The sequence below is a fragment of the Geodermatophilus sp. URMC 62 genome, from assembly GCF_052931475.1.
In genome coordinates this window covers 3,034,172-3,056,207 of sequence record NZ_JBRFHY010000001.1, presented here as the reverse complement: position 1 = coordinate 3,056,207, position 22,036 = coordinate 3,034,172, and the positions used below count along the sequence as shown (strand labels likewise).

Genomic DNA, 22,036 nt, shown 5'->3' with positions numbered 1-22,036 from the left:
GGGTGCTCTTCCGGGAGACGGGGCGGGAGGACGACGAGGGAGGCGTCAGCAGCCGCCGGCGACCGCCGGGAGGATCGTCACCGAGTCGCCGTCCTTGACCTGGGTGTCGAGCGCCCCGGTGAAGCGCACGTCCTCGTCGTTGACGTAGACGTTGACGAAGCGGTGCAGCTTGCCCTCCTCGGTCACCAGCCGGCCCTTGAGGCCCGGGTGCTGGGCGTCGAGGTCGTCGACGAGCGCGGCCAGGGTGTCCCCGCTGCCCTCGACGGTCTTGTTGCCGCCGGTGTGGGTGCGCAGGATGGTCGGGATCCGGACCTCGATGGCCATGGTGTGCGGTTCTCCTCGGGAGGGTGGGGACGTGCGGGAGTGCTCGGGAAGCGCGTGTCGGTGCGGGCAACGCCCGCTCTGGGCCGGGCATTCCGCAGTGGCCCCGGCGGCCCTCCTGCAGGGCCCACCGCGAGCCTGCGAGCGGTGAGGGGCAGGAGGGTCCTAGCTCAGTCGTAGACGACGGTCGTCGGCGAGTGGCCGAACAGGTAGGACTCGACGACCTCGACGTCCTCCTCGGTCACCTGGCCGTCGACGATGCGGAAGCTGCGGAACTCGACCTCGTCACCGGCCAGCCCGGTCTGCCCGCCGTGGTGCCGGGTGGAGACGAGGACGTAGTGCGCGTTCGGCTCCGACGCGTAGCTGACGTCGGTCCGCGACGGGTACGCCTCGGTCGCGGTGTGCGAGTGGTAGACGACGACCGGTTCCTCGTCGCGGTCGTCCATCTCCCGGTACAGCTTCAGCAGGTCGGCCGAGTCGAACTCGTAGAACGTCGGCGACCGCGCGGCGTTGAGCATCGGGATGAACCGCTCGGGACGGTCGCTGCCCTCGGGACCGGCGACGACGCCACAGGCCTCGTCCGGGTGGTCCTCCCGGGCGTGGGCCACGATGGCGTCGTAGGTCGCGCGGTCGATGCGCAGCACGGCACCAGTCTAGGCGCCGCCCCGCAGCGGCCGGGACGACGGTCGGCACCCGGCCTGATCAGCGGCAGGTCACCGACCGGATACGGTGCGGGACCGTGGTGCTCGAGCTGCTCATGGTCCTCGGCGTGGCCCTGTTCGCCCTGCCGTCGCTGTGGCTCGGTCTGCGGGGCCTGACCCGGCGCGCCGGCCACTACAGCAGCGACGTCACCGCCGACCGCGTCTCGCTGGTCCTGCTCGTCGCAGTCCGCGGGCTCACCCTGCTGCTGGTGCTGGTCCTGTCCGCGGTGGTGCTCGTCTCCGCCGTCGGGGCGCTGGTGCGCGACCTGGAGATGCCCAGCCTGGTGTCGGTGTTCTTCGTCCTCGACCTGCTGCTCGCGGTGCTGGTGGTGCTCACCTTCGGCCGGGGCGACCGGCGGCGACCGCGTCGACGAGCGACCCCTGCAGCGCGGTGAGCCAGTAGTAGACGGCCAGCTGCTGGCCCTCCTCGCCGGCCGGGTCGTCGGGCGGCTCGGTCTCCTCGGTGACGCCGATCCGCTCCCCCAGCGCCAGCCGCAGGTCGTTGGTGGTGCGCAGCCAGGCGCCGGCCTGCTCGCGGTCCAGGCGCACCTCCCCGCCCCCGGCCGCCAGCGTCGCCCGGACGGCGGCGAGGTCGTCGGTCTTGCCGCTGCGCAGCGCCGACTCAGTCATCTCGCGGTAGTCGGCGGCCAGCCGCGGGTCGCTGCGGTGCCCGGCGGGCAGCAGCCGGTCCATGACCGGGTCGCCCTCGACGTCGGCGGGGTCGGCGGCCAGCAACTGCTCGAGCTGGTCGAGCAGGAGGCCGAGGACACCGGCCTCGGCGGGGTCCAGGCGGGCGACGACGTCCTCACCCCTGCGCCGGAACGGCTTCATGAGTCCCGCTGGTAGGTGGCCCACAGGCCGTAGGCGTGCAGCCGGCTGGTGTCGTGCTCCATCCGCTCGCGCGGGCCGGAGCTCACGATCGCCTTGCCCTCGTGGTGCACCTGCAGCATCAGCTCGGTGGCCGTCGGCTCGTCGTAGCCGAACAGCTCCCGCAGCACGTGGGTCACGTAGGTCATGAGGTTCACCGGGTCGTTCCACACGACCGTGACCCACGGCCGGTCGAGGTCGGCGGTCTCGTCGACCGTGGTCTCGGGTGTCCGCGTCGGCGCGAGGGGTCCGGCCACGTCACCACTCTAGGACGGCCCACCTAGGCTCCGGCCATGCCGACGGGTCCCGCCCTCCTCACCGACCGGTACGAGTTGACGATGGTCGCCGCCGCCCTCGCCGACGGCACCGCCGACCGCGACTGCGTGTTCGAGGTCTTCGCGCGGCGGCTGCCGCACGGCCGCCGCTACGGCGTCGTCGCCGGCACCGGCCGCCTGCTCGAGCAGCTCCCCGCCTTCTGCTTCGACGACGACGAGCTCGAGACCCTGCGCGCGCAGGGGCTCACCGACGGCCGGCTGCTCGACTGGCTGGCCGGCTTCCGCTTCTCCGGCGACGTCGAGGGCTACGCCGAGGGCGAGCTGTTCTTCCCCGGCTCCCCGGTCCTGACCGTGCGCGCGCCCTTCGCCGAGGGCGTGCTGCTCGAGACGCTGGTGCTGTCGGTGCTCAACCACGACAGCGCGATCGCCTCGGCCGCCGCCCGGATGGTGGGCGCGGCCTGCGAGCGGCCCTGCATCGAGATGGGCTCGCGCCGCACGCACGAGCAGGCCGCCGTCGCCGCGGCGCGCGCCGCCAGCCTGGTCGGTTTCGTGGCCACGTCCAACCTGGAGGCCGGCCGGCGCTACGGCGTGCCGACGACGGGCACCAGCGCGCACGCGTTCACGCTGCTGCACGACGACGAGACCGCCGCGTTCCGCGCCCAGGTCGAGGCCCTGGGCGCGGACACCACGCTGCTGGTGGACACCTACGACGTCGTCCAGGGCATCCGCAACGCCGTCGCGGTGGCCGGGCCCGAGCTGGGGGCGATCCGGCTGGACTCCGGCGACCTGCCCACGCTGGCCACCGCTGCCCGCCGGCAGCTCGACGAGCTGGGTGCCACGGGGACGCGCGTCATCGTCACCAGCGACCTCGACGAGTTCGCGATCTCCGGGCTCATGGCCGCGCCGGTCGACGGCTACGGCGTGGGCACCTCGCTGGTGACCGGGTCGGGCGCCCCGACCGCCGGGATGGTCTACAAGCTCGTCGAGCGCGACGGGGTGCCGGTGGCCAAGCGGTCGGAGGGCAAGAACTCCGTCGGTGGCCGCAAGACCGCCGTCCGCCGGCACGACGCCGACGGGACCGCGACCGCCGAGGTGGTCGCCAGCGGCCCGGTCGAGCCCCGCGACGGCGACCGCCCGCTGCTGGTCGAGCTGGTGCGCGGCGGGCGGGTGGTCGACCCCGCCTCCCCGGCCGACGCGCTGGCCGCGGCCACGGCGCACCACCGGCGGGTGCGGGAGGCGCTGCCGCCGGAGGCGTGGGCGCTCTCGCGCGGGGAACCGGCCCTGGAGACGGTGACGGCGTGAGCCCGGAGGGAGGGCGGCGATGACCCGCGCGCTGGTGGTGGTCGACGTGCAGAACGACTTCTGCGAGGGAGGCAGCCTCGCGGTGGCCGGCGGGGCGGCGGTGGCCGCGGCGATCAGCGCGCACGCCCGCGAGGCGGCCGGCGAGTACGCGCACGTCGTCGCCACCCGGGACCACCACGTCGACCCCGGCGGCCACTTCGCCGAGCAGCCGGACTTCCTCGAGACCTGGCCGGCGCACTGCGTCGTCGGCACCGGCGGGGTGGAGCTGCACCCCGCGCTGGAGCGGGAGCCGCTGGAGGCCGTCTTCGACAAGGGCGAGTACGCGGCGGCCTACTCCGGCTTCGAGGGCCGCGCGGACGGGGTGCTCTTGGCCGAGTGGCTGCGGGAGCGCGGCGTGGACGCCGTCGACGTCGTCGGGATCGCCACCGACCACTGCGTGCGGGCCACCGCGCTCGACGCCGTCGGCGAGGGCTTCGCGACCCGGGTGCTGCTGCACCTGACCGCCGGCGTCGCCCAGGCCTCGACCGAGGCGGCCCTGGAGCAGCTGCGCACCGCCGGCGTCGAGCTCGAGGGCAGCGTCCCGACGAGCCGTTAGGCCCTGTTTGGGAAGTCGCTCGGGGGCCGGGGGCGGCGTGTCGGTGCCGGAGAAAAGGCGAGGTCTCCGGTAGAGGGATCAACGACCAAGAAGACCCTCACCACGGAGACCTCGTGGACGGCACCCTACCCGCCGGTGCCCGCCATGACCTGACCGACGAGCAGTGGGCGATCCTCGCCGTGCTGCTGGAGTCGCTGCTCCCGGTCGGCAGGAAGCCCGGCAGACCCCGGAAATGGACCCTGCGCCAGCTCGTCGACGGCATCCGCTTCCGCACCCGGACCGGCTGTCCCTGGCGGGACGTGCCCGAGCGCTACGGCACCTGGCAGAGCATCTACGGCCTGTTCCGCGCCTGGCAGCTGGCCGGCCGATGGCCCGCGATCCTCACCGGACTACGGGCGCTGGGCGAGGAGGCCGGAGGAATCGAGTGGGTGGTGTCGGTGGACTCCACGGTCAACCGGGCGCATCAGCACGCCGCCGGCGCCCGCCGCCATCCCGAAGCCCAGCGCACTCCGCCGGCCGGGGAGCCGCCCGATCACACGCTGGGCCGCTCCCGCGGTGGCTTGTCGACGAAGGTGCACCTGGCCGTCGAGGCCGGCCGCAAGACGCTGGCCACCGCGCTCACCCCCGGGCAGGCGGCCGACAGCCCGCAGTTCACCACCGTGCTCGAGCGGATCCGGGTGCCACACCGCACCGGTCCGGGTCGCCCGCGCACCCGACCGGATCGGGTGCTGGCCGACAAGGCCTACTCCAGCCGGGCCAACCGCGCCTATCTGCGCCGCCGCGGCATCCTGGCGACCATCCCGGTCAAGGCCGACCAGCAGGCCAACCGGCGCAAGAAGGGCTCCGTCGGCGGTCGACCGCCGACGTTCGACCCGGCCCGCTACCGGCAGCGGCATGCCGTCGAATGCGGCATCAACCTGCACAAACAGCACCGCGGCTTCGCCACCCGCTACGACAAGCTCGCCGTCCGCTACGAGGCCACCGTCCAGATCAGCGACATCGACATCTGGCTGCGCGACCTTTCAAACAGGGCCTAGCGCTGCACAGGCCCCTCGGCCGCCTGCGACGGGACGTCGTAGCGGGGCTCAGCGCGTCGATCGGCCCCGGTGCAGGGCCCTCCGCCTGAGCGTGCGAGGCGTGGCGGGCACCGAGGTCCTTCCGGGCACCTGCCGCGGTGGAGGCCGGTAGGCCGACAGATGACGCAGCATCACATCGCGTCGAGGACCTCGTCGCGGGTGAAGCCGAGGACCTGCAGGACGGCGTCGAGGTAGGGCTGGTTGAGCGCGGCGTGGGCCTGCTCGCGCACCACCGGCTTGGCGTTGAAGGCGATGCCCAGGCCGGCGGCGTTGAGCATGTCGAGGTCGTTGGCGCCGTCGCCGACGGCCACCGTCTGGTCGAGCGGGATGCCGTGCTCGGCGGCGAAGCGGGCCAGTGCCCGCGCCTTGCCGGCCCGGTCGACGATCTCGCCCACGAGCCCGCCGGTGAGCCGGCCGTCGGCCACCTCGAGGGTGTTGGCCGCCGCGAAGTCCAGGCCGAGCGAGGCCGCGAGCGGGTCGGTGATCTGGCTGAAGCCGCCGCTCACGATGCCGCAGCGGAAGCCGAGCCGCTGCAGCGTCCGGATGAGCGTGCGGGCCCCCGGGGTGAGCTCCAGGTGCTCCCGGACCTCGTCGAGCACCTCCACCGGCAGCCCGGTCAGGGTCCCGACGCGGGCGCGCAGCGACTCGGCGAAGTCGAGCTCGCCGTTCATCGCGGCGGCGGTGATGCGGGCGACCTCGGCGGCGCGGCCGGCCCGGGCGGCGAGCTCGTCGATGACCTCGCCGCGGACGAGGGTCGAGTCGACGTCGAGGACGATCAGCCGCTTGCTGCGCCGGGTGAGCCCCGCCTGCTCGACGGCGATGTCGGCACCGCTCGCGGCGGCGACGGCGGCCAGTGCGGTGCGCAGCGCGGTGGCCGCGGCGCCGGAGACGGTCAGCTCCAGGCTGGTGACGGGGTAGTCCGACAGCCGGCGGATGGCGTCGATGTTGCCGCCGACCCCCGCGATGGCCGTGGCGGCTCCCGCGACCGCCCCGGGCGGCACCGGGCGACCGAGCAGGATGACGTGGTGGGGCCGGCCGGGGCGGGCGCCGTCCGGGCCGCGGTCGGAGGCCGACTCGACCTCCACCCGGACCCCTGTGGCCTCGGCGACCCCGGCACCGAGCCGGGCCAGCCCGGAGAGGAAGACGGCCTCGTCGACCGGCCCGTCGACGGGCAGGGCAGCCAGGACGACGCCGAGCACCAGGTGGCCGTGCACGACGACCTGCTCGACGTCGACCACCTCGACCGGCGGGAGGCCGTCGGCGCCCTCGGCCAGCGCCCCGAAGAGGCGGGCCGTCACGCCGGGCCGGTCGACACCCGTGACGGTCAGGAGCGCGCGCGGGCCGCCGGCGACGGTGTCCGCAGGGAGGCGGGGAGCGGGGTCGAGCGGCACGGCCGCCATCGTGCCGCACCCCCCGGGCCGCTCCCCCGCCCGGTCGGCCGGCCGCGCAGACGCCGACGCCCCGCCGGCCGGAGCCGACGGGGCGTCGGTGGTGACGTGCTGGAACGGCCTCCCTGGTGGCCTCCCTGCAGGGGCCCCGCCGCGAGGAACGAGCGGTGGGGGGGCAGGGAGGTCCTTCGTCAGAAGGGGTCGGGGTCGTTCGGGCCCTGCCGGGGCCCGGTGCCGCTGACCAGCTCGCTGGCGCCGGCGTAGGGCTCGTGCCGCTTGCCGACGTGCGCTTCGCGGTGCAACCGCTCGATGAGGTGCGGGTAGTGCGCCTCGAAGGCCGGACGCTCCGACCGGATCCGCGGGATCTCGGTGAAGTTGTGCCGCGGCGGCGGGGACGAGGTGGCCCACTCCAGCGAGTTGCCGTGCCCCCAGGGGTCGTCGCGCAGCGCGAGCCGGCCGTACTTCCACGACTTCGCCACGTTGTAGAGGAACGGGATGGTCGAGGCGCCGAGGATGAACGACCCGATCGTCGAGATCACGTGCAGCGTCGTGAAGCCGTCCTCGGGCAGGTAGTCGACGTAGCGGCGCGGCATGCCCTGGGTACCCAGCCAGTGCTGCACCAGGAACGTGGCGTGGAAGCCGATGAACGTCAGCCAGAAGTGCAGCTTGCCCAGCCGCTCGTCCATCATCCGGCCGGCCATCTTCGGGAACCAGAAGTAGATGCCGGCGTAGGCGGCGAACACCACGGTGCCGAAGACGACGTAGTGGAAGTGGGCGACGACGAAGTAGCTGTCGTTGACGTGCCAGTCCAGCGGCGGGCTGCCCAGCAGCACGCCCGTCAGCCCGCCGAGGAGGAAGGTCACCAGGAAGCCGATCGAGAACAGCATCGGCGTCTCGAAGGTGAGCTGCCCGCGCCACATGCTGCCGATCCAGTTGAAGAACTTGATCCCGGTCGGCACGGCGATGAGGTAGGTCAGGAACGAGAAGAACGGCAGCAGGATCGCGCCGGTGGCGAACATGTGGTGCGCCCACACCGTCACCGAGAGGCCACCGATGAGCAGGGTCGCGGCGACCATGCCCTTGTAGCCGAACAGCGGCTTGCGGCTGAACACCGGGATGATCTCGGTGATGATGCCGAAGAACGGCAGCGCGATGATGTAGACCTCGGGGTGGCCGAAGAACCAGAAGAGGTGCTGCCACAGCATCGGGCCGCCGTTCTCGTCGGAGTAGACGAGGGCCCCGAGGTTGCGGTCGGCCAGCATGGCCATGATCGCCGCGGTGAGGATCGGGAACGCGAAGAGCACCAGCAGGCTGGTGACCAGCGTGTTCCAGGTGAAGATCGGCATCCGGAACAGGGTCATGCCCGGCGCCCGGAGGCACGCGATGGTGGTGATGAAGTTGACCGCGCCGAGGATCGTGCCCAGACCACTGACCGCCAGGCCCGCGAACCACATGTTCGGGCCCACGCCGGGGGTGTGCACGACGTCGGAGAGCGGGGCGTAGGCGTACCAGCCGAAGTCGGCGGCCCCACCAGGGGTGAAGAAGCCCGACACGACGATCGCGCTGCCGAAGAAGAACAGCCAGAAGGAGAACGCGTTCAGCCGCGGGAACGCGACGTCGGGCGCGCCGATCTGCAGCGGCATGATCAGGTTGGAGAACGCGAAGAACAGCGGCGTCGCGAACATCAGCAGCATGACCGTGCCGTGCATCGTGACCAGCTGGTTGTACTGCTCCGGGGAGAGGAACTGCAGCCCCGGCTGCCCCAGTTCGCCTCGGATCAGCATGGCCATGAAGCCGCCGATCACGAAGTAGGCGAACGAGGTGGCCATGTACATCAGGCCGATGGTCTTGTGGTCCGTGGTCCGCAGCAGGTTCGACAGCTGCGACCCTCTCCGGACCTCGCGAGCCGGGCTCGGCCGGCTCACGATCGGTGCGGGCGCGATCGTCACGAGCCGCAGCTTAGACCGTGTCCGGCGGGCCCGTCCGGCCCGACCGGGCGGGCACGCCGGGCCTCCCGCCCCCGCCGGCGTGCCGGGACGGGCGCCACCCGACCGGGTGGGTGATCACTTCGCGTTTCCACGCTGGTCAGGAGGGGAACCAACCCGTCCGTCCCCGGAGATCCCGGGGCCACGGCCACCCCGGCCAGTCCCCTCAGGAGGTCCACCGTGGAGCTTCTCTGGAACATCATCGTGCTGATCATCGTCGGTGCGATCGCCGGCTTCATCGCACGTGCGCTGGTCCCCGGCAAGCAGTCGATGAGCGTCGGCATGACCATCGTCCTGGGCATCATCGGCTCCTTCGTCGGCAACCTGCTCGGCAGCCTGATCTTCGAGCCGCACCGGTTCGAGATCGGCACCTCCGGGATCATCGGGTCGATCATCGGAGCGATCATCGTGCTGCTGATCTACGTCTCGGCGACGAAGAACCGCGGGCGCATCGCCCGCTGAGCGGGCACCCCGCCTCGGGGGACGGTGGGGCACCCGAGTGCCGCTCCAGGAGGGGCCCGGCCGGTCGGCCGGGCCCCTCCTGCGCGTCCGGGACACGGGCCCCGGGGACGTCAGACCGTCCAGGTGGTAACGTCGACGGCGAGGGTCACCCGCACCTGCGCCGGCAGCCGGGCCACCGCCGCGGCCAGCTGCTCCGGCGCGAGGTGCCGGGCGTGCGGCCCCATCCCCACCACCGTGGTGACGGCGCGCCGGTCGAGCACCAGCTCCTCCCGGTGCTGCACCCCGCCGGCCGGTGCCAGGTGCGGCTCGAGCGCCGCCGACAACCGCGCGGCCTTGTCCGGGTCCACCCGCAGCAGGCCCAGTGGGCCGACCAGCTCGGCCAGGTGGTCCGGCGCCGGCGTGGCCACGACCAGCCGGCCGCCGGGACGCAGCACCCGCGCGGTCTCGGGCCCGTTGCGCGGCGCGAAGACGACCGTCACCCGGTCGACGGCGGCGTCGCGGACCGGCAGCCGGGCCCAGGTGTCCGCGACGACGGCGAGCACGCGCGGCGAGGCCCCGGCCGCCCGCCGCGCCGCGTAGCGCGACGCGTCGAGCACCAGGCCGACCGCGCCGGGCAGCCGGTCGAGCACGCCGGCCAGGTGGTGGCCCGTGCCGCCGCCGAGGTCCAGGACGCCGTCCACGGGCCCCTCGCCGGCGGCGACCGCGTCGGTGAGCACCCGGGTCAGCCCGGCGTAGGTGCCGGCGGAGAGCACCTCGGCCCGGTCGGCCACCATCGCGGCGGTGTCACCGGACGGCGGCGTGTGCCCCGGCGGCAGCAGCGTGACGTGGCCCTGGCGGGCGCGGTCGAAGGCGTGGCCGGCCGGGCAGCGCAGGCCGGCGTCCCCGGGCAGGGCCGCGAGCGGCTGCCCGCACACCGGGCAGGCCAGCAGGGCCACCGCCCGGGCCGGCCAGGGCCGCCGGGCCGTCACGGGGTGCCCGCGGCCGCGGCCACGGGTGGCTGCGCCGGCGGGGGCGGGGCCTCGACCGCACGCCCGGGCACGACGGGCACGGCGACGAGCGCGGCGGCTGCGCCCACGGCGAAGGCGGCCGGGTAGCCCGGGCCGGCGTCGACCAGCAGCGCGGCCAGCGGCACGGTGAGCGCCGCGGCCAGGTTCTGCGCCGTGTTGTGCGCGCCCAGTGCCCGCCCGGCCCAGGCGCTGCCGGCTCGCTCGGCCACCGAGGTGAAGGCCACCCCGTTGGGACTGACCGTGGCCACCGCGGCGAGCGCGGCCGCGGCGGCCGCCACGGCCGGGCCGAGGACCTCCGGCGTCAGCGCGGCGACGAGCGCCAGCACCCCGACGACGACGGCCACGGTGGCCGCCACCCGGCGCAGCGGGCCCAGCCGGCTGCCCACCCGGTCGGACCAGATCCCCGCGCCCAGGCGCGCCGCCACGCCGCCGACCTGGGTGACGGCGAGGAGCGTCCCGGCGGCCGCGACGCCCCAGCCCGCGTCGTGCACCAGCCAGTCGAAGGCCAGCCCGGCGACGGCGAACTGCGGCACCACCAGCAGCGTGCTGGCCGCGTGCACCCGCCAGAGCACCGGGCCGCGGTACGGCGAGGGCGGCCGCGGGACGCCGTCGGCCGCGGCCGGGCGGGCCGGGTCGCGGACGAACGCCGCCACCAGGACCGCGGTGACCGCGCAGCCGGCCGCCAGGACCGCGAACGCGCCACCGGGACCGTCGCCGGCCAGCCGCGGGAGGAGGAGGGCCGCCAGGCCGACCCCCAGCGGCTGCCCGGCCTGGCGGATGCCCATCGCCAGGCCACGCTGCGCCGGCGGGAACCAGCCGAGCACCAGCCGGCCGCTGGCCGCGTGCACCGAGCCGCTACCCCCGCCGGCCAGCAGCAGCCACAGGCCGGTGGGGAGGGCGGAGTCGGCGAGCGCGGCGCCACCGAGCCCGCCGGCGGTGATCGCCAGACCGCAGGAGAGCACGAGGCGCTCGCCGTGGCGGTCGGCCAGCGCCCCCACAGCAGCAGGGTGAGCACGAGGCCGGCCGTGGGCGCGCTCACCAGGAGTCCCACCTGCGGCAGGCTCAGCCCCTCCTCGCGCAGCGCGACGGTCAGGAAGGGCAGTCCGTTCTGCGCCGCGCACGCGGCGACCAGCCCGGTGAGCCCGACGCCGAGGTACCGCCAGCGGGCGGCGGGCAGGGCTCCCGGTGCGGTCACCGGGCGGCCGTCACGGCCGCGGCTCGCGCGGCACCGGGTGGAAGGTCACCTCGGACAGGACGCCGTCGGCGGCGACGGCGGTCACGAAGGTGCCGTGCGGCTGGCGACGGCGGTCGGTGGGCGAGCCGGGGTTGAGCAGTCGCAGGCCGGTGCCGGTCGTGGTGTCCCACGGGATGTGGCTGTGGCCGAAGAAGAGGACGTCGGTGTCGGGGAAGCGGGCGGCGCAGCGGCGCTCCCGTCCCTGGGCGTCGCCGGTCTCGTGGACGACGGCGATCCGCAGTCCCTCGACGTCGGCCCGCGCCACCTCCGGCAGCCGCTCGCGCAGCGGCCCGTGGTCGTTGTTGCCGTGGCAGGCGAGCAGCCGGCGCGAGCGCGCCTCGAGCGCGTCGAGCAGGGCGACGTCGACCCAGTCGCCGGCGTGCACCACCAGGTCGGCGGCGTCGACCGCGGCCCAGAGCCCGGGGGGCAGGTCCCGCGCGCGCCTGGGGAGGTGCGTGTCGGCCATGACGACCAACGAGACGGGCACGCGCCCATGGTCGCAGAGGCCGCCCCGGCCGACGGCGCCGCAGGAGCCGGCCCTCGGCCCGGCGGCTGGGCCCGAGGTCACCGCCCGGGGGTCACCGCCCGGGGGTCCCCTACGCGCGCGGCCATCGCCTTGAGGCGGGCGTTGTAGGCCTTGAGCTCGGCGTCGTCGTCGCGCTCGGCGGCCCGGCTGATCCGCTGCCCGCGGCGCTCCTCCGAGCCCATCCAGGAGAACAGCACGATGGCGAGGACGAGCAGCGTCGGCAGCTCGCCGAAGGACCAGGCGATGCTGCCGGCGGTGTTCTGGTCGGTCAGGGGGTCGACGCCCCAGCCGGCGGGCGGCTCGGCGAAGGTCCGGACCACCAGCGAGCTGGCCATCATGATCGCGACGCCGAAGAAGGCGTGCAGCGGCATCGGGATCAGCAGCTCGAGGATGCGGCCGGCGTGGCCCACCTGCCGGGGCCACGGGTCCTGGGCCAGGATCGGCCCGAAGAACAGCAGCCCGGTCACGGTGAAGTGGGCGAGCATGAACTGGTGCCCGACCGGGTCGCCCATGAGGGCGTCGAAGACGGGCGTGAAGTAGACGCCGTAGAGGCTGACCAGGAACAGCGGCAGCGTGAACAGCGGGTGGGCGACGAACCGCGCCACCCGGCTGTGCAGCGCGTCGAGCAGCAGCGCGCGCGGCACGCCGGCCACGCCCCTCCCCCGTGGGAGCGCCCGCAGCGCCAGCGTCATCGGCCGGCCGAGCAGGACCAGCAGCGGCACCACCATCGACAGCACCATGTGCTGGGCCATGTGCACGCTGAACAGCACCATGCTGTAGCCGTTGAGCCAGGTCCCGGTGACGGCGAACAGCGCCAGGCAGCCGCTGACGGAGGACGCCGTCCGCCACCACGGCCAGGCCACGCCCGAGCGGCGCAGCCGCACCACGCCGACCAGGTAGGCGGCCAGTCCGAGGAGGGCGAGAACCGGCAACACCGACCAGGCGTCCAGGTGGGGCAGGAACACCCGCCCCCACGTGGGCGGCTCGCCGGGCACCCACATGCCCGAGTGGTGCCCGTGCTCCACCTGCGCCTCCCATCCGATCGCCGTGCGCTCCCCACTGTCCCACTCGGCGCGGCAGGGGGTGGCCCCCTCGCAGGGCCTGGTGACGTACTGGAACGGCCCCCTGGCAGGGGCCCGCGCCGAGCGTGCGAGGCGTGGGGGGCGAGGGGGTCCTTCCTCAGTCGTGGACGGGCGACTCGTGGCCGGCGTGCGCCTCGGCCTCGATCTGGAAGGTGCAGTGCGCGACGTCGAAGTGGTCGCCCAGGCAGCTGCCGAGCGCGTCGAGCACGCGCCCGCCGTGACCGGCCTCCAGCGCCTCGTCGGTGACGACGACGTGCGCCGACAGCACCGGCAGCCCCGAGGTGATCGTCCAGGCGTGCAGGTCGTGGACCCCGACGACGCCCTCGACGCTGAGCACGTGCGCCCGGACCTCGTCGAGGTCGACGTCGCGAGGGGCGGCCTCGAGCAGGACGTCGAGCGCCTCGCGCAGCAACGTCCACGCGCGCGGGAGCACCAGGCAGCCGACGAGCAGCGCGGCGAGCGTGTCCGCCGGGGTCCAGCCGGTGACGGCGACGACGCCGGCGGCGACCAGGACGGCGACCGAGCCGAGCGCGTCGCCGAGCACCTCCAGGTGGGCACCGCGGACGGCGAGCGAGCTGCGCCGGCCCCGGTGCAGCAGCGCCAGGGCGGCGAGGTTCGCGGCCAGGCCCGCGGCGGCGACGGCGAGCACCACCCCGGAGTCGATCTCGGGCGGGTCGCCGACCCGGCGGACCGCCTCGACGACCACCACGACCGCGACGGCGGTCAGCAGCAGGCCGTTGGCGACGGCGGCGAGGATCTCCACGCGCTGCCAGCCGAACGTGCGCCGTCCGCGGGCCGGGCGCTGCGCGAGCGTGACCGCGCCGAGGGCCAGCCCGACGCCGAGCGCGTCGGTGGCCATGTGCCCGGCGTCGGCGAGCAGGGCCAGCGACCCGGACACCAACGACCCGACGACCTCGGCGAGCAGCACCGCGACGGTGAGCCCGAGGACGACCGCCAGCCGGCTGCGGGAGCCCCCCGCCGCGGTGCCGTGGTCGTGCGCGTGACCGGCGCCCATGTACCCCCCTCCCTCGGGTGCAGTGTCCCCCGCCGGCGCGCCCGCCAGCCCGGACCGGCCGGGAGGCGGCGCGGGTGACGTGCGGGGACGGCCCCTCGCAGAGGCCGCCGCGAGCGGTGGGGACGAGGGGGTCCTTCCTCAGACGGCGACGCCGCGGTCGCGCAGCCACGGGAGGGGGTCGATGCGCTCGCCGTCGATCCCGCCCACGTGCACCTCGAGGTGCAGGTGCGGGCCGGTGGACTGCCCTCCGTTGCCCAGCAGCGCGATGGTGTCGCCGGCGCGGACCACCTGGCCCGGCTGTACGAGGATCTGCTCCATGTGCCCGTAGACGGTCACGTCGCCGTTCTCGTGCTGGAGGTGGACGGCCAGGCCGAACCCGATGGCCGGGCCGGCCTCCAGGACGACGCCGTCGGCGGCCGCGTACTCCGGCGTGCCGATCGGTGCGGCCAGGTCGATGCCGACGTGCAGCGTCCCCCACCGCTCGCCGTAGGTGCTGCTGAGCCGGGCACCCGCGACCGGCAGGACCGCCCGGGGACGCGCCGCCTCCGCCGCCGCCGCGGCGGCGGCCTCCGCGGCGACCCGGTCGGCCTCGGCCTGGACCTGCGCCGCGGCGGCCTCCTCGGCCTCGCGGGCGGTGCGGCTGGCGGTGACCTCGCCCAACAGCACCTCGGCGTCGGACTCGATGACCGCGGCCCCCGCGGCCGGCGACAGGTCCGTGCCGTCGATGCCGAGCTCCTCGGCCACGCTGACCGAGGCGCTCCGCCCCGTGGAGCCCTCGGCCTGGGCGACGCCGTCGCCGGCGGTGGCGGTGCCCAGCCCCACGGCGCCGACGAGGACGGCCGCGAGGTGGAGCGCCGGGCGCCGACGCGGCGCGGGCGGTCGGCGGCGTCCCGCCGTCCGGCGGGCCGGCCGCACGGCGGGGTCCTCGGCGGGCTCGCGAACCGGCGCGGGGGCGGCGCCGACGAGGTCGGCGGGAGCCTCGACGCCGGTCCCGGGAGCGGCCGCGACGGAACGCGGGCGCGGGGTCGGTCGCGGGCGGGGACCTCCGGACGTGGACGTCTCCCCCAGACGCCGCTCCGAGGTCGTGCGCCAGGCCGCCGCTCCGTCACGGAGGCGGTCGGGGTGGAACTCGGTCATGCACCTGGCTCCCTTCGGGGACAGGGACTTGTGCGGCGCCCGGGGGAGCAGGCGGGAGCCATGTGAACACCTCGTGATGTCTTCGTGACCTGCGCAGGTGGGTAGGGGCGGCCGAATGTGTGGCACGCGCCACTGACCTGGACGGATGTCATTCGACACGTCGTCGAACCGACCTCACGTTGCGTGACGGACACGCCGATTGAGCGGTGAACCAGGCGCGATCAGGCTCACGTGGGGCAGGAGCCGCGGCGGAACCCCTGGACGAGCACCCGAGGAGCAAACCCATGCGCGCAGTGACCTGGCACGGCCGAGCCGACGTACAGGTGGACACCGTCCCCGACCCGACCATCCAGGAGGACACCGACGTCGTCATCGAGGTCACCTCGAGCGGCATCTGCGGCTCCGACCTCCACCTGATCGAGGTGATGGCGCCGTTCATGTCCAAGGGCGACGTCATGGGGCACGAGCCGATGGGCGTCGTCCGCGAGGTCGGCTCCGCGGTGACCGCCGTCCGGCCGGGCGACCGCGTCGTCGTGCCGTTCAACATCTCCTGCGGCACCTGCTGGATGTGCTCGCAGGGCCTGCAGTCGCAGTGCGAGACCACGCAGAACCGCGAGCAGGGCTTCGGCGCCTCGCTGTTCGGCTACACCAAGCTCTACGGGCAGGTGCCGGGCGGCCAGGCGGAGTACCTGCGGGTGCCCTTCGGCAACACGCTGCCCATCGCGGTCCCGAGCGACCTGCCCGACGACCGGTTCGTCTACCTCTCCGACGTGCTCCCCACCTCCTGGCAGGCGGTGCAGTACGCCGCCACCCCGCCCGGCGGCACGCTGCTGGTGCTGGGGCTCGGCCCGATCGGTGACATGTGCACCCGGATCGCCCACCACCTGGGCATCGACGAGGTGTACGCCTCCGAGGTCGTACCCGAGCGGATCGCCCGGGCCACCGCGCGCGGCACCGAGGTCATCCGCTCGACCCAGCAGGACGAGGTGGTCGCCGCGATCCGGGACGCCACCGACGGGCGCGGCCCCGACGCGGTCATCGACGCCGTCGGCATGGAGGCGCACGGCTCGCCGCTGGCCTCCATCGCGCAGAAGGCCACGGCCGTCATCCCCGACGCGATCATGGCGCCGGTGATGAAGGTCGCCGGCGTCGACCGGCTGGCCGCGCTCAACACAGCCATCGAGGCCGTCCGGCGCGGCGGGACGATCTCCCTGTCCGGCGTCTACGGCGGGGCCACCGACCCCATGCCGCTGTCGAAGATGTTCGACAAGCAGATCCAGCTGCGCATGGGCCAGGCCAACGTGTGGCGCTGGGTGCCCGACATCCTGCCGCTGCTGCTCGAGGGCGACCCGCTCGGCGTCGACGACTTCGCGACGCACCGCGTGCCGCTGGAGCAGGCCCCGCAGGCCTACGCCGACTTCCGCGAGAAGAAGGACGGCGCGGTGAAGGTGCTGCTCCAGCCCTGACCGGCCCCACGGCTCCGGTGGCCCCGGCATCCCCCCGGGCGCCGGGGCCGCGCTGTGAGCAGACCCACCCCGCTCCCGGGGCATGACCGGCCGGATCCGGGCGATGCACCAGGGGACCGGACGACGACGTCCGCACCACCCGACCCCCGTCGTCCCTGGAGTCCTCCCGTGCCCCGTGCCCTGCTCGCGCTCGCCATCGGCGCCTTCGCCATCGGCACGACCGAGTTCGTGGTGATGGGCATGCTGCCCGAGATCGCCGACGGCCTCGGCGTGTCGGTGTCCGCCGTCGGCATGCTCATCTCCGCCTACGCCGTCGGCGTCGTCGTCGGCGCCCCCACGCTCACCGCCGTCGGCGTGCGGTTCGCGCCCCGCCAGACGCTCGTCGCGCTGATGGCGGTCTTCGTCGTCGGCAACGCGCTGTCCGCGCTCGCCCCGACCTACGAGACGCTCGTGGCCGCCCGCGTCCTCACCGCGCTCGTCCACGGGGCGTTCTTCGGCGTCGCCGCGGTCGCCGCCCGTCGGTCGGTGCCGCCGGCGCAGGCCACCCGCGCCATCTCGCTGGTGTTCGTCGGCCTCACGCTGGCCAACGTCGTCGGCGTGCCGCTCGGCACGCTGCTCGCCCAGCAGACCAGCTGGCGGCTGGTGCTCGGGGCCGTCGCCGTCCTCGGGGTCGTCACCGTCGCCGGCCTGCTGACCTGGCTGCCGCGCGACGCCGGGGAGCCCAGCGACCTGCGCACCGAGCTGGCCGCCTTCCGCCGCGGCCAGGTGTGGCTGGTGCTCGCGCTGACCGTCGTGGGCTTCGCCGCCAACTTCGCCGTCTACAGCTACGTCAGCCCGGTCCTCACCGACCTCGCCGGGCTGTCCGCCGGGTGGCTCACCCCGGTCCTCGCCCTGTACGGCGTCGGGACGACGGTGGGCACCCTGCTGGGCGGGCGCCTGGGTGACCGGTTCGGCTTCGCCTCCGTGGTGGTGGGCCTGCTCGCCGTCGCCGGCGTGCTCGTGGCGCTCGCGTTCCTCGCGGAGGTCCCGCTCGCCGCCGTGACCCTGCTCGTGCTCTTCGGCCTCATCGCCTTCGCCATGGGTCCGGTCGTGCTCAACGGCGTCATCGTGGCCGCGCGCATCCCGGGCGGCAGCCTCGTCTCGGCGGCCAACCAGGCGGCCTTCAACGTGGCCAACGCGCTCGGCGCGGCACTGGGCGCGCTCGTCATCTCCCAGGGGCTCGGGTACACCGCGCCGATGTGGGTGGCCGCCGCCCTCGCCCTGGCCGGGGCGGGTCTGGCCGTCCTGGCGCAGCGGGCCGACCGCCGCGAGCGGGCCACGGTGGACGCCGACGTCCGGCGGTGGCAGCAGGCCCTCGTCCGGGACCCGGCCGGCTCGGCGGCCTGAGGCTGCGCGTAGGCGCGCGTCGGCGGGTAGGAGCCGGTCATGACGACGACGACCGCCGAGAGGTCAGGACAGTTCGCGCTCGGGGACCGCACGGTCCACCGGATCGGCTACGGGGCGATGCGGCTGTCCGGCCCGCACATCATGGGCCCGCCGGCCGACCGCGAGGCCGCCGTCGCGGTGCTGCGCCGGGCGGTGGAGCTCGGCGTGGACCACATCGACACCAGCGACTACTACGGCCCGCACGTGACCAACGAGGTCATCCGCGAGGCCCTGCACCCCTATCCGGAGCAGCTGACCATCGTCACCAAGGTCGGCGCGCGCCGGACGCCGGACGGCGAGTGGCCCGAGGCGCTCTCCGCCGACGAGCTGCGCTCGGCGGTGCAGGACAACCTCCGCAACCTCGGCGTCGACGTGCTCGACGTGGTGAACCTGCGGATGCCCGGCTTCGACGCGCCCGTGGAGCGCTCGCTGGCCGAGCCGTTCGAGACCCTCGCCGAGCTGCAGCAGCAGGGCCTCATCCGGCACCTCGGCGTCTCCAACGTGACGACCCAGCAGTTCGCCGAGGCCCGGTCCATCGCGCCGGTGGTGTGCGTGCAGAACCACTACAACCTCGTGCACCGCGACGACGACCCGATGGTCGACGCCCTCGCCCGCGAGGGCATCGCCTACGTGCCGTTCTTCCCCCTCGGCGGGTTCACGCCCCTGCAGTCGGCGGCGCTGGAGACCGTGGCCCGGCGGCTGGAGACCACGCCGATGCAGGTGGCGCTGGCCTGGCTCCTGGCCCGCTCCCCCAACCTGCTGCTCATCCCGGGCACCTCCTCGGTGGCCCACCTGGAGGAGAACCTGCAGGCCGCGGCGCGGGTGCTGGGGCCGGCGGAGCTGGCGGAACTGGACCGCATCGGCGGCAGCGGCGAGCCCGACGTCGATCTGTAGCCGTCTGGAACGGCCCTCCTGCAGGGGCCCGCCGCGAGTGGAGCGAGGGGTGGGGGCAGGAGGGTCCATCGATCAATCGGCGTCGTTGGCGAGGAGGGCGCGGGCCTCGGCGGCCTCGTCCTCGGTGAACCCGCCGGACCCCTCGGGGTGGTGGACCTGGGCGTCGATCCACCGCCGGTGCGCCTCCCACGCCGACTGCCGGGTGGCGCCGAGCGCGCGGCCGATCTGCGCCCACGACGCCCCCGTCGTCCGGGCGGTGCGCACGGTGAGCTGCCGGCCCTGGGCGGCACGCCGGGCGATCACCTCCCCGAGCGCCAGCAGCTCCAGCGCCTCGTCCCGGGTCAGCGGGCGCGGGCCGGCCGGCTCGTCGGGGTCGGCCAGCGAGTCCCGCGTGCGCAGCTCGTCGTAGCGGCGCACGGCGCTGGCGAGGGTGTGCTGCCGTTCGAGGTCGTCGACGTCCACGACCCAGCGTCCGTCAGGCTGCCCTGACGCGCAAGGGCTCACCGGGCCCGGGCGGCCCGGGCCTCGTCGAAGACCGGCTCGGCCGACTCGTACACCCGCCCGTCCGCGCCGAGGACGAGGAACCGGTCGAAGGACCGGGCGAACCAGCGGTCGTGCGTCACCGCGAGCACGGTGCCGTCGAACGCGGCCAGCGCCTCCTCGAGCGCCTCGGCGGAGAGCACGTCGAGGTTGTCGGTCGGCTCGTCGAGCAGCAGCAGGGTGGCGCCCGACAGCTCGAGCACGAGCACCTGGAAGCGGGCCTGCTGGCCGCCCGACATCGTCCGGAACGGCTGGTCGGCCGCGCCGGTGAGCCCGTAACGGCGCAGCACCGCCATGGCCCGGCCGCGGTCGACGCCCGGCCGGCCGGGCTCGCCGTGCCACAGCAGGTCGGCCGGCGTCCGGTCCAGCCACTCGGGGTGGGCGTGGGTCTGGGCGAACAGGCCGGGGACGACGCGCGCGCCCAGCCGCCAGGAGCCGGTGTGCGCGACGTCCTGGCCGGCGAGCAGCCGCAGGAGGTGCGACTTGCCCGCCCCGTTGGCGCCGAGGACGGCCACCCGATCGCCGTACCAGACCTCGAGGTCGAAGGGCTGCACCAACCCGGTGAGCCCCAGCTGCTCGGCCACGACCGCCCGGACGCCGGTGCGGCCGCCGCGCAGCCGCATCGTCACCCGCTGCTCCGGCGGGCGGTCCGGCGGCGGGCCGGCCGCCTCGAACTTCGCCAGCCGGGTCTGTGCCGCCCGGTACCGGCTCGCCATGTCCGGGGAGTTGGCCGCCTGCTGCTGGAGCGTGCGCACCAGGTCGACCAGCCGCTGGTGCTCCTCGTCCCAGCGCCGGCGGACCTCGGCCATCCGGTCGTGCCGCGCGGCGCGCGCGGCCGGGTAGCCGGCGAAGCCGCCGCCGTGGACCCACGCCGTGCCGCCCTCGACGGTGACCACCCGGTCGGCGACGCGGGAGAGCAGCTCCCGGTCGTGGCTGACGAACAGCACCGTCTTGCGGGTCTCGAGCAGCCGCCGCTCCAGCCACCGCTTGCCCGGGACGTCGAGGTAGTTGTCCGGCTCGTCGAGCAGCAGCACCTGCTCGGGGCCGCGCAGCAGCGCCTCCAGCGCCAGCCGCTTCTGCTCACCGCCCGACAGCGTCGACAACTCCCGGTACTTGCACCGGTCGTAGGGGAGGGCGAGCGCGGCGACGGTCACCGTGTCCCAGGTGACCTCGGCGTCGTACCCGCCGACGTCGCCCCAGCGGGCCAGCGCGTCGGCGTAGGCCAGCTGCGCGGGCTCGTCGTCGGTCTCCATGAGGGTGAGCTCGGCGGCCTCGACGGCGTCCCACGCCGCCCGGACCGCCGGCCCGGAGAGGTCGACGAGGAAGCGCTGGACGGTCGTGTCGTCGCGCACCGAACCGATGAACTGCCGCATGACGCCCAGGCCGCCGCTGCGGGAGACGGTCCCGGACTCGGGCACGAGGTCGCCGGCGACGATCCGCAACAGCGTCGTCTTGCCCGCGCCGTTCTCGCCGACCAGCGCCGCCCTGGCGCCCTCGCCGACGCGGAAGGAGACGTCGTCCAGCAGCACCCGGCCACCCGGCAGCGTGTGCCGGACCCCGCTCACGTCGACGTAGCCCACGCCGGTCATCGTCCCGCGCGCGGCAACCGGTTTCGACCGCGCTGCGGGGGCCGGCCGCGAGCCCGGGCTCCTACCGCACCGACTCCAGCCGGGTGCGCGCCAGCCGCTCGACGAGCTCGGGCAGCGCCGTCGCCGGGACACCGCTGAGGTCCTGCCGGCACGACCGGACGACGCTGCCCACCACCTGCGGCCGCACCCGAGGGCGGAACTCGTCCACCAGACGGGCCACCGCCAGGTCGACGGAGGGGTCGAGGGCGAGGTCGTCGGTCATCGTCATGCGGGCGCGGATCCTCTCGTCCGATCCGGTTTCGTTACGGCGTCCAGCCTGGCGGATCCGGCCGTCGGGCACCAGGGACCAAAGCCCCGCGACCGGTCCGCCGGGCGAGCCGGGCGGCCTCCGCCCGGGCGTCGCCTCAGCCGAGGGCGAGGGAGAGCACCGTCGCGGCCGCGGCCAGCACCATCGTCAGGACGACGACGGCGGCGACCAGGCGCCGTCGGCGCTGCGCCTGCCGGCCACCGGCCCCGCCCATCCCCATCACGGGCGCGACGCTACCGCCCGCGGGAGGCCGGCCCGGCCGGCCGCCGTCCCCACAGCAGGGTGTCCAGCGCGGTGCCCGACGGGGTCTCGCGCCGCACCTGCTCGAGGCGGTCGACGTCGAGCAGCGCGGCCACCCGGGCGAGCCGCTCGGTGCTGTGCAGGATCGCCGGGTCCTGCGGTCCACCGACGCCGCCGGTCAGGTTGGCGACGTCGTGGCCGAGCACCAGCAGCCGCCCGCCCGGGCGCAGCCACCCGACGGCGCGCCGCAGCACCGCCGCCATCTCCTCCTCCGGCAGGTGCAGGTAGGCCACCAGCACCAGGTCCTGCGAGGCCGCCGGGGCGTCCCAGGTGGTGACGTCGGCGGTGACCCAGGTGACCCGGTCGGCGCCCGGCCGCTCCTGCCCGCGGGCCAGCCCGGTGGCGGAGAAGTCGACGGCGGTGGCCCGCCAGCCACGGCCGGCCAGCCAGAGCGCGTGCCGGCCCTCCCCCGCCGCCAGGTCGACCGCGTCGCCGGGCGGCAGCGGTTCGAGCAGCGCGGCGACCAGCGGGTGGGGTCCGGCCGTCCACTGCTGCTGTTCGGCGTAGCGGGCGTCCCAGTCCTCGGCTCGCACGGCGGGAGT

25 protein-coding genes are annotated in these 22,036 nt (G+C 75.0%); 8 read left to right on the top strand and 17 right to left on the bottom strand.

The annotated features are described in order from the left end of the window. Nucleotides 1-45: 45 nt before the first annotated feature. Together ACU616_RS14890 and ACU616_RS14885 are read right to left on the bottom strand one after the other, a co-directional pair. The gene (locus ACU616_RS14890; protein WP_446759224.1) at nucleotides 46-324 is read right to left on the bottom strand and encodes a MoaD/ThiS family protein; all 279 of its coding nucleotides are present in this window, start codon (nucleotides 322-324) and stop codon (nucleotides 46-48) included. 167 nt (nucleotides 325-491) lie between these two features. Next, nucleotides 492-965, bottom strand: coding sequence for a Mov34/MPN/PAD-1 family protein (locus tag ACU616_RS14885; RefSeq protein ID WP_446759223.1), 474 nt, complete (start codon nucleotides 963-965; stop codon nucleotides 492-494). 95 nt (nucleotides 966-1,060) lie between these two features. Here ACU616_RS14885 and ACU616_RS14880 point away from each other — a divergent pair, with 95 nt between their 5' ends. Next, on the top strand, nucleotides 1,061-1,417 hold the full coding sequence (locus ACU616_RS14880; RefSeq protein WP_446759222.1) for a hypothetical protein: 357 nt from the start codon (nucleotides 1,061-1,063) through the stop codon (nucleotides 1,415-1,417). Here the strand turns inward: ACU616_RS14880 and ACU616_RS14875 are convergent. Both ACU616_RS14875 and clpS read right to left on the bottom strand, forming a co-directional pair. After that, nucleotides 1,356-1,853 carry a DUF2017 family protein gene (locus ACU616_RS14875; RefSeq protein ID WP_446759221.1) on the bottom strand — a complete coding sequence of 166 codons (498 nt, stop codon included), beginning with the start codon at nucleotides 1,851-1,853 and terminating at the stop codon, nucleotides 1,356-1,358. The genes ACU616_RS14880 and ACU616_RS14875 overlap by 62 nt on opposite strands. Continuing rightward, entirely contained in the window at nucleotides 1,850-2,146 is a 297-nt protein-coding gene (gene clpS / locus ACU616_RS14870) for an ATP-dependent Clp protease adapter ClpS (protein ID WP_446759220.1), read from the bottom strand. The genes ACU616_RS14875 and clpS overlap by 4 nt, the downstream gene beginning before the upstream one ends. Before the next feature lie 36 nt (nucleotides 2,147-2,182). Between clpS and ACU616_RS14865 the strand changes: the two genes are divergently transcribed. The 3 genes from ACU616_RS14865 (at nucleotide 2,183) to ACU616_RS14855 (ending at nucleotide 5,098) form a co-directional block, all read left to right on the top strand. After that, nucleotides 2,183-3,466, top strand: a complete 1,284-nt coding sequence (locus tag ACU616_RS14865) for a nicotinate phosphoribosyltransferase (RefSeq protein ID WP_446759219.1) — start codon at nucleotides 2,183-2,185, stop codon at nucleotides 3,464-3,466. A 19-nt stretch (nucleotides 3,467-3,485) separates the two neighbouring features. Further along, the gene (locus ACU616_RS14860; protein ID WP_446759218.1) at nucleotides 3,486-4,061 is read left to right on the top strand and encodes an isochorismatase family protein; all 576 of its coding nucleotides are present in this window, start codon (nucleotides 3,486-3,488) and stop codon (nucleotides 4,059-4,061) included. Nucleotides 4,062-4,174: 113 nt separating this feature from the next. Continuing rightward, nucleotides 4,175-5,098 carry an IS5 family transposase gene (locus ACU616_RS14855; protein ID WP_446759217.1) on the top strand — a complete coding sequence of 308 codons (924 nt, stop codon included), beginning with the start codon at nucleotides 4,175-4,177 and terminating at the stop codon, nucleotides 5,096-5,098. Between the two features lie 170 nt (nucleotides 5,099-5,268). Here ACU616_RS14855 and serB read toward each other — a convergent pair whose 3' ends face one another. Next, on the bottom strand, nucleotides 5,269-6,537 hold the full coding sequence (serB, locus tag ACU616_RS14850) for a phosphoserine phosphatase SerB (RefSeq protein ID WP_446759216.1): 1,269 nt from the start codon (nucleotides 6,535-6,537) through the stop codon (nucleotides 5,269-5,271). Nucleotides 6,538-6,716: 179 nt separating this feature from the next. Next, a complete protein-coding gene (ctaD, locus tag ACU616_RS14845; RefSeq protein ID WP_446759215.1) occupies nucleotides 6,717-8,474 on the bottom strand; it encodes an aa3-type cytochrome oxidase subunit I in 1,758 nt (585 codons plus the stop codon). Nucleotides 8,475-8,690: 216 nt separating this feature from the next. Between ctaD and ACU616_RS14840 the strand changes: the two genes are divergently transcribed. After that, nucleotides 8,691-8,972, top strand: a complete 282-nt coding sequence (locus ACU616_RS14840) for a GlsB/YeaQ/YmgE family stress response membrane protein (RefSeq protein ID WP_446759214.1) — start codon at nucleotides 8,691-8,693, stop codon at nucleotides 8,970-8,972. A 110-nt stretch (nucleotides 8,973-9,082) separates the two neighbouring features. Here the strand turns inward: ACU616_RS14840 and ACU616_RS14835 are convergent, their stop codons facing one another. From ACU616_RS14835 to ACU616_RS14810, 6 genes are all read right to left on the bottom strand, one after another. Beyond that, nucleotides 9,083-9,907, bottom strand: a complete 825-nt coding sequence (locus ACU616_RS14835; protein WP_446761486.1) for a putative RNA methyltransferase — start codon at nucleotides 9,905-9,907, stop codon at nucleotides 9,083-9,085. A 29-nt stretch (nucleotides 9,908-9,936) separates the two neighbouring features. Beyond that, nucleotides 9,937-10,977, bottom strand: coding sequence for an MFS transporter (locus tag ACU616_RS14830; RefSeq protein WP_446759213.1), 1,041 nt, complete (start codon nucleotides 10,975-10,977; stop codon nucleotides 9,937-9,939). 207 nt (nucleotides 10,978-11,184) lie between these two features. Continuing rightward, nucleotides 11,185-11,700, bottom strand: a complete 516-nt coding sequence (locus tag ACU616_RS14825; protein ID WP_446759212.1) for a metallophosphoesterase family protein — start codon at nucleotides 11,698-11,700, stop codon at nucleotides 11,185-11,187. A 77-nt stretch (nucleotides 11,701-11,777) separates the two neighbouring features. Next, the gene (locus ACU616_RS14820) at nucleotides 11,778-12,764 is read right to left on the bottom strand and encodes a cytochrome c oxidase assembly protein (RefSeq protein ID WP_446759211.1); all 987 of its coding nucleotides are present in this window, start codon (nucleotides 12,762-12,764) and stop codon (nucleotides 11,778-11,780) included. 154 nt (nucleotides 12,765-12,918) lie between these two features. After that, nucleotides 12,919-13,836, bottom strand: coding sequence for a cation diffusion facilitator family transporter (locus ACU616_RS14815; protein WP_446759210.1), 918 nt, complete (start codon nucleotides 13,834-13,836; stop codon nucleotides 12,919-12,921). 138 nt (nucleotides 13,837-13,974) lie between these two features. Next, a complete protein-coding gene (locus ACU616_RS14810; protein WP_446759209.1) occupies nucleotides 13,975-14,751 on the bottom strand; it encodes a M23 family metallopeptidase in 777 nt (258 codons plus the stop codon). 506 nt (nucleotides 14,752-15,257) lie between these two features. On the opposite strand from ACU616_RS14810, the gene ACU616_RS14805 reads away from it, so the two are divergent. The 3 genes from ACU616_RS14805 to ACU616_RS14795 all read left to right on the top strand — a co-directional run bounded on the left by ACU616_RS14805 (nucleotide 15,258) and on the right by ACU616_RS14795 (nucleotide 18,758). Further along, entirely contained in the window at nucleotides 15,258-16,439 is a 1,182-nt protein-coding gene (locus ACU616_RS14805) for an alcohol dehydrogenase catalytic domain-containing protein (protein WP_446759208.1), read from the top strand. Nucleotides 16,440-16,607: 168 nt separating this feature from the next. Beyond that, nucleotides 16,608-17,825 carry an MFS transporter gene (locus tag ACU616_RS14800; RefSeq protein ID WP_446759207.1) on the top strand — a complete coding sequence of 406 codons (1,218 nt, stop codon included), beginning with the start codon at nucleotides 16,608-16,610 and terminating at the stop codon, nucleotides 17,823-17,825. Between the two features lie 39 nt (nucleotides 17,826-17,864). Further along, complete coding sequence (locus ACU616_RS14795; protein WP_446759206.1) at nucleotides 17,865-18,758, top strand: aldo/keto reductase family oxidoreductase; 894 nt, start codon at nucleotides 17,865-17,867, stop codon at nucleotides 18,756-18,758. Nucleotides 18,759-18,830: 72 nt separating this feature from the next. On the opposite strand, the gene ACU616_RS14790 is transcribed toward ACU616_RS14795, so the two are convergent. The 5 genes from ACU616_RS14790 to ACU616_RS14770 all read right to left on the bottom strand — a co-directional run bounded on the left by ACU616_RS14790 (nucleotide 18,831) and on the right by ACU616_RS14770 (nucleotide 22,027). After that, a complete protein-coding gene (locus ACU616_RS14790; protein ID WP_446759205.1) occupies nucleotides 18,831-19,220 on the bottom strand; it encodes a hypothetical protein in 390 nt (129 codons plus the stop codon). Nucleotides 19,221-19,258: 38 nt separating this feature from the next. Beyond that, nucleotides 19,259-20,887, bottom strand: coding sequence for an ABC-F family ATP-binding cassette domain-containing protein (locus ACU616_RS14785; protein WP_446759204.1), 1,629 nt, complete (start codon nucleotides 20,885-20,887; stop codon nucleotides 19,259-19,261). 61 nt (nucleotides 20,888-20,948) lie between these two features. Then, nucleotides 20,949-21,155, bottom strand: coding sequence for a hypothetical protein (locus ACU616_RS14780; protein WP_446759203.1), 207 nt, complete (start codon nucleotides 21,153-21,155; stop codon nucleotides 20,949-20,951). Between the two features lie 136 nt (nucleotides 21,156-21,291). Then, nucleotides 21,292-21,417, bottom strand: a complete 126-nt coding sequence (locus ACU616_RS14775) for a hypothetical protein (protein ID WP_446759202.1) — start codon at nucleotides 21,415-21,417, stop codon at nucleotides 21,292-21,294. Between the two features lie 10 nt (nucleotides 21,418-21,427). Further along, a complete protein-coding gene (locus ACU616_RS14770) occupies nucleotides 21,428-22,027 on the bottom strand; it encodes a class I SAM-dependent methyltransferase (RefSeq protein ID WP_446759201.1) in 600 nt (199 codons plus the stop codon). Nucleotides 22,028-22,036 lie beyond the last annotated feature (9 nt).

Coding starts and splice junctions, on each gene's coding strand:
- ACU616_RS14890 (WP_446759224.1), bottom strand. CDS start 324: ATGGCCATCGAGGTCCGGATCCCGACCATCCTGCGCACCCACACCGGC.
- ACU616_RS14875 (WP_446759221.1), bottom strand. CDS start 1,853: ATGAAGCCGTTCCGGCGCAGGGGTGAGGACGTCGTCGCCCGCCTGGAC.
- ACU616_RS14865 (WP_446759219.1), top strand. CDS start 2,183: ATGCCGACGGGTCCCGCCCTCCTCACCGACCGGTACGAGTTGACGATG.
- ACU616_RS14860 (WP_446759218.1), top strand. CDS start 3,486: ATGACCCGCGCGCTGGTGGTGGTCGACGTGCAGAACGACTTCTGCGAG.
- serB (WP_446759216.1), bottom strand. CDS start 6,537: ATGGCGGCCGTGCCGCTCGACCCCGCTCCCCGCCTCCCTGCGGACACC.
- ACU616_RS14815 (WP_446759210.1), bottom strand. CDS start 13,836: ATGGGCGCCGGTCACGCGCACGACCACGGCACCGCGGCGGGGGGCTCC.
- ACU616_RS14805 (WP_446759208.1), top strand. CDS start 15,258: ATGCGCGCAGTGACCTGGCACGGCCGAGCCGACGTACAGGTGGACACC.
- ACU616_RS14795 (WP_446759206.1), top strand. CDS start 17,865: ATGACGACGACGACCGCCGAGAGGTCAGGACAGTTCGCGCTCGGGGAC.
- ACU616_RS14785 (WP_446759204.1), bottom strand. CDS start 20,887: ATGACCGGCGTGGGCTACGTCGACGTGAGCGGGGTCCGGCACACGCTG.
- ACU616_RS14780 (WP_446759203.1), bottom strand. CDS start 21,155: ATGACGATGACCGACGACCTCGCCCTCGACCCCTCCGTCGACCTGGCG.